Annotated in this window: 13 protein-coding genes; 7 read left to right on the forward strand and 6 right to left on the reverse strand. The window is 63.0% G+C overall.

All coding sequences use genetic code 11. The features are described 5' to 3' along the window. Nucleotides 1-13: 13 nt before the first annotated feature. Genes cydX through KRZ98_RS12680 form a run of 3 tightly spaced genes read left to right on the forward strand, consistent with a single transcriptional unit; the run spans nucleotide 14 to nucleotide 1,210 of the window. On the forward strand, nucleotides 14-124 hold the full coding sequence (gene cydX / locus KRZ98_RS12670) for a cytochrome bd-I oxidase subunit CydX (protein ID WP_217673878.1): 111 nt from the start codon (nucleotides 14-16) through the stop codon (nucleotides 122-124). Further along, entirely contained in the window at nucleotides 121-696 is a 576-nt protein-coding gene (locus KRZ98_RS12675; protein ID WP_217673879.1) for a DUF3365 domain-containing protein, read from the forward strand. Before cydX ends, KRZ98_RS12675 begins: the two co-directional genes overlap by 4 nt. Before the next feature lie 19 nt (nucleotides 697-715). Next, nucleotides 716-1,210 carry a cytochrome c gene (locus tag KRZ98_RS12680; RefSeq protein ID WP_217673880.1) on the forward strand — a complete coding sequence of 165 codons (495 nt, stop codon included), beginning with the start codon at nucleotides 716-718 and terminating at the stop codon, nucleotides 1,208-1,210. 10 nt (nucleotides 1,211-1,220) lie between these two features. Here KRZ98_RS12680 and KRZ98_RS12685 read toward each other — a convergent pair whose 3' ends face one another. From KRZ98_RS12685 to KRZ98_RS12695, 3 genes are read right to left on the reverse strand one after another with little or no spacing between them, the layout of a single operon-like run. Further along, nucleotides 1,221-1,694, reverse strand: coding sequence for a potassium channel family protein (locus KRZ98_RS12685; RefSeq protein ID WP_217673881.1), 474 nt, complete (start codon nucleotides 1,692-1,694; stop codon nucleotides 1,221-1,223). Between the two features lie 42 nt (nucleotides 1,695-1,736). After that, complete coding sequence (locus KRZ98_RS12690) at nucleotides 1,737-2,477, reverse strand: hypothetical protein (protein ID WP_217673882.1); 741 nt, start codon at nucleotides 2,475-2,477, stop codon at nucleotides 1,737-1,739. A gap of 40 nt (nucleotides 2,478-2,517) precedes the next feature. After that, complete coding sequence (locus KRZ98_RS12695) at nucleotides 2,518-3,384, reverse strand: class I SAM-dependent methyltransferase (RefSeq protein WP_176593301.1); 867 nt, start codon at nucleotides 3,382-3,384, stop codon at nucleotides 2,518-2,520. 79 nt (nucleotides 3,385-3,463) lie between these two features. On the opposite strand from KRZ98_RS12695, the gene KRZ98_RS12700 reads away from it, so the two are divergent. The 4 genes from KRZ98_RS12700 to KRZ98_RS12715 are packed head-to-tail and all read left to right on the forward strand — an operon-like array spanning nucleotide 3,464 to nucleotide 7,186. After that, nucleotides 3,464-4,078: a TetR/AcrR family transcriptional regulator gene (locus KRZ98_RS12700; RefSeq protein ID WP_254798336.1), complete on the forward strand. Its 615-nt coding sequence runs from the start codon at nucleotides 3,464-3,466 to the stop codon at nucleotides 4,076-4,078. Further along, the gene (locus KRZ98_RS12705) at nucleotides 4,075-5,271 is read left to right on the forward strand and encodes an efflux RND transporter periplasmic adaptor subunit (RefSeq protein ID WP_217673883.1); all 1,197 of its coding nucleotides are present in this window, start codon (nucleotides 4,075-4,077) and stop codon (nucleotides 5,269-5,271) included. Before KRZ98_RS12700 ends, KRZ98_RS12705 begins: the two co-directional genes overlap by 4 nt. A 24-nt stretch (nucleotides 5,272-5,295) precedes the next feature. Further along, nucleotides 5,296-6,498 carry an ABC transporter permease gene (locus KRZ98_RS12710; protein WP_217673884.1) on the forward strand — a complete coding sequence of 401 codons (1,203 nt, stop codon included), beginning with the start codon at nucleotides 5,296-5,298 and terminating at the stop codon, nucleotides 6,496-6,498. Further along, a complete protein-coding gene (locus KRZ98_RS12715) occupies nucleotides 6,491-7,186 on the forward strand; it encodes an ABC transporter ATP-binding protein (protein ID WP_217673885.1) in 696 nt (231 codons plus the stop codon). Before KRZ98_RS12710 ends, KRZ98_RS12715 begins: the two co-directional genes overlap by 8 nt. A 7-nt stretch (nucleotides 7,187-7,193) precedes the next feature. Here the strand turns inward: KRZ98_RS12715 and trxC are convergent, their stop codons facing one another. From trxC to KRZ98_RS12730, 3 genes are read right to left on the reverse strand one after another with little or no spacing between them, the layout of a single operon-like run. Next, nucleotides 7,194-7,634, reverse strand: coding sequence for a thioredoxin TrxC (gene trxC, locus KRZ98_RS12720; protein WP_217673886.1), 441 nt, complete (start codon nucleotides 7,632-7,634; stop codon nucleotides 7,194-7,196). Between the two features lie 28 nt (nucleotides 7,635-7,662). Then, nucleotides 7,663-7,974: a helix-turn-helix transcriptional regulator gene (locus KRZ98_RS12725; protein WP_217673887.1), complete on the reverse strand. Its 312-nt coding sequence runs from the start codon at nucleotides 7,972-7,974 to the stop codon at nucleotides 7,663-7,665. Further along, nucleotides 7,971-10,907 carry an efflux RND transporter permease subunit gene (locus tag KRZ98_RS12730; protein WP_368389822.1) on the reverse strand — a complete coding sequence of 979 codons (2,937 nt, stop codon included), beginning with the start codon at nucleotides 10,905-10,907 and terminating at the stop codon, nucleotides 7,971-7,973. Before KRZ98_RS12730 ends, KRZ98_RS12725 begins: the two co-directional genes overlap by 4 nt. Between the last annotated feature and the right edge of the window lie 137 nt (nucleotides 10,908-11,044).

Below are 11,044 nucleotides of genomic sequence, written 5' to 3' on the forward strand. Positions count from 1 at the left end.
AGGAGCGCAGTCGATGTGGTACTTTTCCTGGATACTCGGCCTTGGTCTCGCACTATCCTTCGGCATCATCAACGGTATGTGGCATGAATTCCGCTCGCCGCTCGACGAGGATCCCAACCTGTGAGAGCCGTTCTGACGGCGGCCGCCCTGTTGCTGGCTGTAAGCGGGTGCGCTGTTCCAGCTCCGGCACCGGTTGACATTTCGGCAAAATCGGCGGCGATCGCGGATCGGTTCCAGACGGAGTTGCAGGCCCAGTTGCAGGCAGCGCTGACGGCGAGCGGCCCGGTGGGCGCAATTGGGGTCTGCCAACAGGCCGCGCCAGCAATTGCTGCGAACCTGTCCGAAGAGAGCGGCGCTGAGGTCAGGCGGATTGCGCTCAAGGAACGCAATCCTGCCGCTCTGGCCGAAGGGGAACTTCGCAAACGCCTGGAGCAACTTGCCGCAGCACCACTCGACGCAAGCGGGAAGCCGGCTGCCGTGCAGTGGACCAGTGGTTCGGGCCGGGACGCGCGGGCGCATTATCTGCGGGCGATCCCTATGAAGGCGCAACCCTGCGCCGCGTGCCACGGTACCAGCATCGCGCCTGAAGTGCGGGCGAAGCTTGCGGAGCTTTATCCGCTGGACAAGGCCTCCGGCTTCAAGCCCGGAGACTTGCGCGGAGCGATCGTGATTTCATGGCCGCTTGAGCGGCACTAGGCGAGGGGAATTTTCCGACATGACACAGCTCAACCGCTGGCTGGCTCCAGTGCTGCTGGCCGTCATCCTGATCCAGCTGGTCATGGCCATGCGGGCATCGGACTATGCGTCCGCTGATCCGTCACCGGCCAAGCCACCCATCGCTGCCGGGTCCGGTGATCTGCGCACGCCGGTGGTCGTGACGAGCGATCAGGCTGCTCATGTGCTTGGGGAAATGCGTGCGCTGATGGCTGTCTTGCGCGATCTTCAAGCCGCGCGGGCAACGAATGATGCCGCTTCCCTGTCAGCTGCGGCGCTACAAGGTTCCCCCAAAGGTGCGAGAGCGATGCCGGATGGCTTGCGTACGGCCTTACCGGCCGATTTTCAGACCATGAGCAAGGCAATGCGGCAGGACTTCGCGGAGGCATCGCAGGCCGCTGGCAACCGGCAAATTACGACTGCTGACGCTGCTGTCGGGCGTGCGATGAACGCGTGCATTGCTTGCCATGAAAGCTATCGATTGGTCGGTCGTTAGTTCGCTTTTCTTAGTTCAGTCTGTCGCTGCCGTCCCGCCGCCGCTTGCGGGGTATGTGCTGCGACCAGAATTCCTGCATCACCAGATAAGTGAAGGACACTGACCAGCCGATCAGGCCAAAGCCGGTCAGTGATTCAAAGCCGACGACGATGCGGTAGGCACCATGCGGGAACAGGTCACCAATGCCGAGGGTCGTGAAACTGGTGATCGAGAAATAGAAGAAGTCCACCGCGCTGGCAGAAAAATGCCCACCGATTTCGCCAAGTTCGGGGAACTGGTGCATGCCATAATAGGCGAGCGAAAAAATCGTCACCTCGACAAGATGCGCGGCGAATACAGCGGCGATGACCACCAGAACCTTCGGCCGGGGCGGTATCGACAGGCTAGGGATCAGCAGCGAGGTAATGCGCAAGGCTTCGTAGTGGACCAGCACACATATGCCGACCGTTACCAGGGCGATCGCCAATGACCAGAACAACACCATGTTTGCCGTTTCCTCTTTGGCGTTTTACCGCTGCACAGTGTTTCAGCGCGGCCGCACCTGGACTTGCGTCATGCCGGTATTGCCGGTCATGCGGTTACGGGCAAACAGGACGAGGCGGTAGTTCCCCCGGCGCGTGACGGGTAAGGCGCCCTCGTATCCGCCGGGCGCTCGCACAAATGCGAGATCGGCTTTCTCGACGCGTCGGTTCCCGCGCCAGAGGCTGGCAGTCACCTCGTAGTCCGCCGCGTCCCAAAGGCCTCCCGGCGTGATTGGGCAGCCACACATCAGTTCGACCTTGGCTGCGATATGGATCCGGCCCTCGCTCACAGACACATCTGGCGTGATCGCAAGGCCGGGCAGTTCAACCATCCAGCCGTTGCCCGAGGTCACTGCTTCTCCCGGCATCAGCCAGCGCTGCGAGGAAACCTTGATGATCGAGCCGGGGCGCGAGAGCGGTCCTTCTACCTCCAGATTGACCAGCGTGGGCCGTTCAATATCCAGTGTGGCGAAAAATGCTGCCGCCTCCGCACTGGCGCGCAAGGGACTGCGACCGATCGATTTGATGATCTGGTCAGTATCGCCCGTGCCACCCTTCGTTACGCCATTGGCCATGACCCGCCCGGTCCGCGCATCGCGCAGGGTGACGCGCGCGCCTCCCATGCCGTCGCCTACGAACTTGGCATCCTGGCTGATGACCCGCACGGTGACCGGCGTGGGTTCCGCATATGCCGCAGCGCTGATCGCCAGCAGGGTGACCAATGGGATGATTGCAGATCGCCGCATGGTTCTGTCTCGCGTATTGTGATGGTCTGAATGGATTACCTCAGGCCAGCGCCGAAACGAGCCAGGCGGTGTAGCCCATCATGACGCCCTCATCGGGACGGTGGTGCGCACTGTAAATCTCGACCAGATCGGCCTGCGCCGCTTGTTGCACGGGCTCCGGATAGTCGAGCAGGACTTGCCCGAAAGCCATGGCGTTGCAGGCGAATTGCTGTGCCTGGCTTGGCGAAGCACCCGGCCCGCCGACGGCGAGCAGTCCCTTGGCGGCGACGATATCCACGCCGTGAAAGCCTGCGCCATCGAGAACTTCTCGCATGTAATCGCGATCCTCGAAGGCGAATGGGCCAGGCGCGCGGGGAACGGGGGCCGGCAGTTCGACATGGCGGCGCGCCGCGGCCATGCCTTCCAGCATCCATGGGTTCTGCTGGGGCGGCCCCCACACGGCAAGGTCGATCCGCCCGCCCGGCTTGAGCAGCTCGCGCAGGTTGGCGAAGGCGGGGATCGGCTCGGCGAAGAACATGCTGCCGAAACGGGAAAACAGCCGGTCGTAGGGGCCATCGGGCAGTGTCACGCTGGCCGCGTCGGCGCACAAGAAGCTTGCGTTGGTGATACCGGCTGCGGCAGCACGGCGCGTGGTCGCCGCGATCAGATCGGGTGAGATGTCGATACCAAGCACTGCGCCGCTCGGCTGGACAACCTGCGCGATGGCAAGGGTCGTAGCGCCGCCGCCGCAGCCGATATCCAGCACGCGTTCGCCCGGCGAATAGGCCGCCCGCGCCAGCAAAGCATCGCCGACCGGCGCAATCGTACTTTCAAAGCCATTGAGGTTTGCCAGCCACCGCGCGCCCATTTCGCCGGCCCAGTCTTCATACTTCAGGGCATCGGCGTGGGGCAGGGGATTATCGGTCATGGGGCGTCCTTCGGCTGCATGGCTATCGTTTTCACTTTAGGCCGATCGCGCTCCAAAAGAAAGCGACGGATCACTTTTATTGTGGCATTGCCTCGGCATGAGCCGTCTTTACCTTTCCGCCGACATACGGCGTGCTGAAACCATTGCGACGGTGATCGGTCTGGCGGCGCGGTGCGATCCGGCGGAAATCACCACGGGACAGATCGCGGTGGCCATGGGCGTTTCGCAAGGCGCGCTATTTCGCCATTTTCCCGACAAGCAATCGATCTGGACTGCTGCTCTCGACTGGACGTGCAGCGAATTGCAGCGCCGCTTCGACGATGTCTTGGATTTGCCGCCGCTCGCCCGGCTCGAGGCCATGCTGGCAGCGCATATCGGCTTCATCATGGAGAATCCCGGCGTGCCGCGCATCCTGTGGGGCGAACTCCAGCGCACTGGCGAAACTCCGGCCAAAGCCATTGTCCGGCAGTTGATGGCGAAGTACCGCGCGCGGGTGGCAGGCGAACTGTCGGCGGCGCATGCGGCCCGGCAGATTGCCGGAGACGCCGATCTCGAAGCCGCAACCGTGATGTTCCTGGCGCTTGTCCAGGGCCTCGTCATGCAGGCGCTGGCCATCGACGATTTCTCCGCATTGCCGGCCATGTCCGAGCGGCAGTTCGCGCTCTTTTGCCGCAGTCTGGAGGCCGTGAAATGACCCTGCCATTTTCCTCGGGGTCGTTCACTTTGAGTCGGCGCGCCTGGATGCTTGTGGCGGTCCTGCTGCCATTGCTTCTTGTCTTTGCCTGGGTGGCTTTCCGGTCCGGACCGCTTGCGCCTGTGCGGGTGACGGCGGTGACGGTCGAGGAACGAGCGATTGCTCCCGCGCTGTTCGGTATAGGCACCGTGGAAGCACGCTATACGCAGCGCGTCGGCCCGACCGCACCGGGACGAGTCGCAAGTCTTGCCGTCGATGTCGGCGACCGTGTGCAGGCCGGGCAGTTGCTCGCCGTGATCGACCCGATTGACCTTGACCAGCGCATCGAGGCGGCATCGGGCAGTGCGGGCCGTTCGGCAGCACTTGAACAAGCGGCAGCTTCGCAGATTGCCGATGCGAGCGCACGCCTTGCACTGGCCCGCAGCGAAGCCGCGCGCGGCGAGGAACTGTTTCGCGGTGGCTGGCTGACCCGCGCCGCGCTCGATCAGCGCCGTCAGGCGCTCGCGGCAGCTCAGGCGGGGCTTGTAACTGCACAGGCGAACCGCAGTGCCGCTGCGCAGGATCGCGGCCGCACCGGCGCCGAACGCGCGGCATTAGTTGAACAGAAAGCCAACCTGCGGCTTGTCGCGCCGCGCGCCGGACTGGTCATTCGCCGCCTTGCTGAGCCGGGGACCACGGTTGTGGCCGGACAAGCCGTGATCGAAGTGGTCGATCCGTCAGCACTGTGGATCAATGCGCGTTTCGACCAGTCGCGCGCAGGAGGCATCGCAGCAGGTCTGCCGGCGCGAATTGTCCTGCGTTCGCGGTCGGCCAAGCCGCTAAACGGGTCAGTGTTGCGGATCGAGCCTGTCGCCGATGCGGTGACAGAAGAGGTGCTTGCCAAGGTGGCTTTCGATGCATCGGCCAGCCTTCCGCCGATCGGTGAACTGGCCGAAGTGACTGTTGCCTTGCCGTCGCAGAAAAAAGCGCTCGCCTTGCCAAACGCGGCCATTCACCGGATTGACGGGGAACTGGGCGTCTGGGCGATCCGTGACGGCGATCCGGAATTCGTGGTGGTAAGGCTGGGCGCAGAGGATGCGGAAGGCTGGGTCCAGGTGTTGGAAGGATTGGCGAAGGGCGAGCGGGTCGTCCTCCACAGTGCCCGGCCGCTGGGATCATCAAGCCGCCTCTCCATCATCGACAAGCTGCCATGACCGGTCCGTCATGGTGACCTCGTCATGATCAGTTTGGCCGGTCGCGACATCCTGCATGGCTGGGGTAAATTCGTTCTCACTGGCGTGGGGCTGGGGCTGCTGATCGGCGTCACCCTGTCCATGGCGGGCGTCTATCGCGGCATGGTCGATGATGCCCAGGCGTTGCTCGACAACAGTGGGGCGGACCTGTGGGTCGTGCAGAAGGACACGCTTGGACCATACGCTGAGCCATCGAGCCTCAACGAGGATACCGAGCGCCCGATCCGCGCCATGGCCGGGGTCGATCGCGCTGCTGGCGTCACCTACTTGACCATGCAGATCGCGCATGAAGATAAGGACGTGCGGGTCATGGTAGTTGGCGCGGAAGTGGCCGTGGCCGGCGAGCCGGGCCAGCCGCCCCACCTACTCGCCGGTCGCCGGATCGTGCAGGGCCACTACGAGGCAGTAGCGGACGTGAAAACCGGTTTCGCCATCGGCGATCGGGTGAAAGTGCGCCGGAATTCCTATCGCATCGTCGGGTTGACCAGCCGCATGGTGTCGTCCGGGGGCGACCCGATGCTGTTCCTGTCGCTCAAGGATGCGCAGGACGCGCAATTCGACAAGGACAGCGACGCCATTGTTCGCCAACGGGCGCGCACGGCGTCCAGCCCGGTGCTGAACCCGCCCGGCAACCCTGCTGTGGCCGAAGCGGTGAATGCGGCCCAGGCGAGCAGCAATAACGTTAATGCCGTGCTCGTGACGGTGAAGCCGGATGCCGATGCGGACCAGGTCGCCGCTGCGATCCGGCGCTGGCAGCGGGTGACGGTCTATACCCGCGCCGATATGGAGAGCATCCTGATCGACAAGATGATCGCCAATTCCGCGCGGCAGATCGGTATGTTCCTGGTGATCCTCGCGATTGTCAGCGCCGCGATCGTCGCTTTCATCATCTATACTATGACCATCGGCAAGATCCGCGAGATCGCCGTTTTGAAACTCATCGGCACGCGCAACCGCACGATTGCGGGCATGATCCTGCAACAGGCGCTTGGGCTGGGCCTGATCGGGTTTGCCGTGGGCAAAATCGCCGCGAGCTTCTGGGCGCCGTTTTTCCCGAAATACGTGCTGCTGCTACCGGCCGATTCCCTACGCGGTTTCTTCGTGGTCATGGGCATCTGTACGCTAGCGAGCCTTCTGGCCATCCAAGCGGCGATCAAAGTCGACCCTGCGGAGGCGATCGGTGGCTGAAGGCATCCGCATCGAAAACCTGGTCAAGACCTATGGTAGCGGTGACACTGCGGTCCACGCCTTGCGCGGGGTGAACATGGCTGTCGCCAAGGGCGAAGTCGTGGGGCTGATCGGGCCATCGGGTTCGGGCAAGAGCACGCTGCTCAAGTGCCTGGGCGCCGTGATCGAGCCCAGTTCGGGCCGGATGACCATTGGCGACACGGTGATCTACGACGATGGCTGGAAAGTGCGCGACTTGCGTGCTCTTCGCCGTGATCTGATCGGGTTCATCTTCCAGGCACCCTTTCTTATCCCGTTTCTCGACGTGACCGATAATGTCTCGCTCCTGCCGATGCTGGCGGGCAAACCCAACGCCGTCGCCCGCAAGGAAGCACGCGATCTGCTTGATGCCCTCGACGTCGGGCACCGGGCGGCGGCCATGCCGTCGCAGCTTTCCGGGGGAGAGCAGCAGCGGGTTTCAATTGCCCGCGCACTCGTCAACCGCCCGCCGGTTATTCTGGCCGACGAGCCGACCGCGCCGCTCGATAGCGTACGAGCGCTTGCGGTCGTCGATCTGCTCAACGCCATGGCCCGCCAGTTCGATACTGCGATCATCGTCGTGACCCACGATGAGAAGATCATCCCGACCTTTCGGCGCCTCTACAACATCCGCGATGGTGTTACCGTCGAAGAGCAAATGGTGACCTGACCGCAGATCAGGAATTGAGCGCTTGCCGGGCCCAACTTACAATTGAACCTGCTGGCATCGCGCCGGATTGACGTGCCAGTTCCTTGCCGCCTCTGAACAGGATCAAGGTTGGAATCGAACGTACGGCATAGCGCGCGGCGATTGCCTGCTCGGCTTCGGTGTCGACCTTGCCTAGCCGGACATAAGGCTCAAGCTGGGAGGCCGCCGCTTCGAACGTGGGTGCCATCTGGCGGCAGGGGCCGCACCAGCTCGCCCAGAAGTCAACCAGTAGTGGTATGCCGCCCTTGTTCAGATGGGCCTCGAAATTGACCGGGCCGAGCGCGACCGGATGGGCATCGAATAGAGCACCGCCACATCGCCCACACTTGCCGCCCGCGCCCAATCGCTCATGCGGCACCCGGTTGGTGGTTGAGCAAGTCGGGCAGATGATCAAGATTGGATCGGGCATGCCTATTTTTCCCAATGGCGGACTGGTGTCATTTGCCTTGCTCGTTGCAAAGCTCGCACAGCGAATGGATGACCCCACGGACAATCGGGTCCTTGAGGCTGTAGAACCGGGTCTGCGCCTCGCCGCGGATGCTGACCACGCCTTCCTCACGCAGCATCGCCAAATGCTGCGAAACTGAGGACTGCGAAAGTCCGGCCAGTTCCACTAGCTCGGTTACCGACGCTTCTCCTTCATCCATCCGGCAGAGCATCAGCAGACGTTCGGGGTGACTCATCAACTTGAGGCGCCCCGCCATGGTCGCGGCGTTGGCCTTGAGTTCGGAAAGATCAGTCGGCTTCATGTCTCAAGTTCCGGATACGGGCGACCATCGTCGCGCAAGACTATGTAGATTGCTGGAATAACGAGCACAGTCAGCAAGGTCGAGGAGGCGAGGCCGAACAGCAGCGAAATCGCCAACCCCTGGAAGATCGGGTCGGTCAGGATCACCGCTGCCCCGATCATCGCCGCTGCTGCGGTGAGGACAATCGGCTTGAACCGGATCATGCCAGCTTCCAGCAAGGTTTCCCGCAAGCTCTTGTCCGGGCTGCGTGAATGGCCGATGAAATCGACCAACAGGATCGAATTTCGCACAATGATGCCGGCCAAGGCGATGAACCCGATCATCGAGGTTGCGGTAAAAGGTGCCTGGAACAGGATATGTCCAAGCACGATGCCCACCAGCGTCAGTGGGATCGGGGTGAGAATCACCAAGGGGATCGTGAAGCTGCGGAACTGGCCGACGACCAGCACATAGATCCCGAGCAGCGCCACCATGAAGGCTCCGCCCATATCGCGGAACGTGACCCAGGTGATCTCCCATTCGCCGTCCCACAGCAACGAGGTCTTGCTCTCGTCCTCGGGCTGGCCGTTCAGGATGACGGTTGGCTTCTCCAATCCGTGGGCTTTCCAGTTGAAGTCGTCGATCGCCTTGTCGACTGCCAGCATGCCGTAGATCGGTGCCTCATAGCGACCGGCGAGTTCAGCGGTGACCATCGTTGCCCCGCGACCATCGCGGCGGAAAATGGCTTGTCCGCCCGGCTCCATTTTCGCGGTGACCAGTTCGCCCAAAGCCACCAGTTGACCGGTGGGCGTGGCGGCGACGGGCGTGGCGGCCAGTGAAGCGGACCAGCTGCGCTGCGACTGGTCGAGGCCAAGCTCGATCGGCAGCGGATCGCGTTCATTCCCGCGCGGTGCATAGCCGACGACTTGACCACCGAGCAGTGCGCCGATGCTGTCGAACAGCTGGCGTTCGGACAGGCCATAGTGATCAAGTTTGGCGCGGTCGGGGATCAGTTTTAATGTCGGGCGCGGCTGTCCGAAGCTGTTATCGACGTCGACGATGTAGGGCACCGACCTGAAGATCGCCTCAACTTGCACAGCGGTTTTCTGGCGGGTGGCTTCGTCCGGGCCATAGATCTCCGCCAGCAGCGTCGCCAGCACCGGCGGTCCCGGCGGGGTTTCGACCACCTTGAGCGAGCCGCCGGCGGGCAGGGGGATCGCCTTCAGCTTCTCGCGCAGGTCCACAGCGACTTCGTGGCTGGACCGCGAGCGGTCCCCCTTGGGAAGCAGGGTGATCATCAGATCGCCCATTTCAGGCGCATTACGCAGGAAATAGTGGCGCACCAGTCCGTTGAAATTGAACGGCGCAGACGTCCCCGCGTAGGCTTCCATCGAAGTGACTTCAGGCACGGAGCGGGCCACGGCGGCTGCCTGTTCCAGAACCCGCGATGTCGTCTCGAGGCTGGCGCCCTCGGGCAGATCGACGACGAGCTGAACCTCGCTCTTGTTGTCAAACGGCAGCAGCTTCACCGTCACTGCCTTAAAGTAGAACATCGAGCAGGCGACCAGCGTTGCGACGCCGACAATGATCAGGAAGCGTTTGGCGCTCTGCGGAGTGGCAATGACCTTGCTGGCGTAGCGCTTGTAAAGCGCGCCCAGCTTGCCGCCGTGAGCGTCGTGTCCGCCATGACCATCGGTTGCAATTGCCTGCCTGGCAAAGCGGATCATCAACCACGGCGCGATGATCACCGCGACGAAGAATGAAAAGATCATCGCTGCCGAGGCGTTGATCGGGATCGGCGCCATGTACGGGCCCATCAGGCCCGACACGAACAGCATCGGCAGCAGCGCGGCGACCACGGTCAGCGTGGCGATGATCGTCGGGTTGCCGACTTCGGCCACGGCATCGACCGCCCCGTCGATGCGGCTGCGGCCATCGTCCATGGCCCAGTGCCGGGCGATGTTCTCGATCATCACGATCGCGTCATCGACGAGGATACCAATCGAGAAGATCAGCGCGAACAGGCTCACCCGGTTGATGGTGAAGCCCATGACGTTCGAGGCGAACATCGTGAGCATGATCGTGGTCGGAATGACGATGGCGGTGACGCCCGCCTCGCGCCAGCCGATGGCGAAGCCGATCAGAACCACGATCGAGACCGTCGCCAGCGCCAGGTGGAATATGAGTTCGTTCGCCTTTTCGTTGGCGCTTTCGCCATAGTTGCGCGTGACGGACACTTCGACGCCCGCCGGAATCAGCGTTTCCTTGAGCCTTTCCACGCGCTCAACGACGCCTTCGGACACCGTAACTGCATTGGCCCCGGCGCGCTTCGCCACGGCGAGGCTGACTGCTGGACCCATGCTCCAGCCATTTTTCTCATCTTTTGCCCAGCGCCAGGCGCGGGCCTGATTTTGGGTCGGAGCCTGCTCGACCTTTGCGACATCCGACAGTAGCACCGGCGCGCCGCTGGCGGAGCGCACGGTCAGGCTTGAAAGCTCTTGCGCATCGCGCAGTGTCTGGCCGGCGACAACCAGCGCAGCCTGTCCGCCTTCGCGCACGGTTCCAGCCGGGAAGGCGCGATTGGCCTGGCTCACGGCTTCGATCAAATTGCCCAGCGGAACGCGGTAGAGCGCGAGCTTGGCCGGATCAGGCACCACGCGAAGCGCCATGTGCTGGCCGCCCGTGATAAATGTCAGGCCGACGTCATCGACCTTGGCGATCTCGGTCCTGAGCTTGCCCGCCAGTTCGGCCAGCGCCTGATCGTTCCACACGCCTGCTGCGCCCGGTTTGGGGGTCAGGGTCAGGACCACGATCGGCACGTCATTGATGCCGCGCACCGTCACTTGCGGCGCGGGTATGCCGACGGGAATCCGGTCCTTGTTCGCCTCGATCTTTTCGTTGATGCGGATCGCGGCGTCTTCGGGGTTTGACCCGACAAGGAAGCGCGCGGTCACCAGCGCGCCATGTCAACGGCGGTCAGATTCCAGACCACCGGGGCGGAGTAAAAGCAGGCCACTGTTGAAGCGGGCCTAACGATATGAAGAGGGCCCCGATCGGGGCCCTCTTCATATCGTGGTCGTCATTGATCAGG

The sequence above is a fragment of the Sphingobium sp. AS12 genome, assembly GCF_019097845.1.
Taxonomy (GTDB): domain Bacteria; phylum Pseudomonadota; class Alphaproteobacteria; order Sphingomonadales; family Sphingomonadaceae; genus Sphingobium.

Coding starts and splice junctions, on each gene's coding strand:
- cydX (WP_217673878.1), top strand. CDS start 14: ATGTGGTACTTTTCCTGGATACTCGGCCTTGGTCTCGCACTATCCTTC.
- KRZ98_RS12680 (WP_217673880.1), top strand. CDS start 716: ATGACACAGCTCAACCGCTGGCTGGCTCCAGTGCTGCTGGCCGTCATC.
- KRZ98_RS12685 (WP_217673881.1), bottom strand. CDS start 1,694: ATGGTGTTGTTCTGGTCATTGGCGATCGCCCTGGTAACGGTCGGCATA.
- KRZ98_RS12690 (WP_217673882.1), bottom strand. CDS start 2,477: ATGCGGCGATCTGCAATCATCCCATTGGTCACCCTGCTGGCGATCAGC.
- KRZ98_RS12695 (WP_176593301.1), bottom strand. CDS start 3,384: ATGACCGATAATCCCCTGCCCCACGCCGATGCCCTGAAGTATGAAGAC.
- KRZ98_RS12705 (WP_217673883.1), top strand. CDS start 4,075: ATGACCCTGCCATTTTCCTCGGGGTCGTTCACTTTGAGTCGGCGCGCC.
- KRZ98_RS12710 (WP_217673884.1), top strand. CDS start 5,296: ATGATCAGTTTGGCCGGTCGCGACATCCTGCATGGCTGGGGTAAATTC.
- trxC (WP_217673886.1), bottom strand. CDS start 7,634: ATGCCCGATCCAATCTTGATCATCTGCCCGACTTGCTCAACCACCAAC.
- KRZ98_RS12725 (WP_217673887.1), bottom strand. CDS start 7,974: ATGAAGCCGACTGATCTTTCCGAACTCAAGGCCAACGCCGCGACCATG.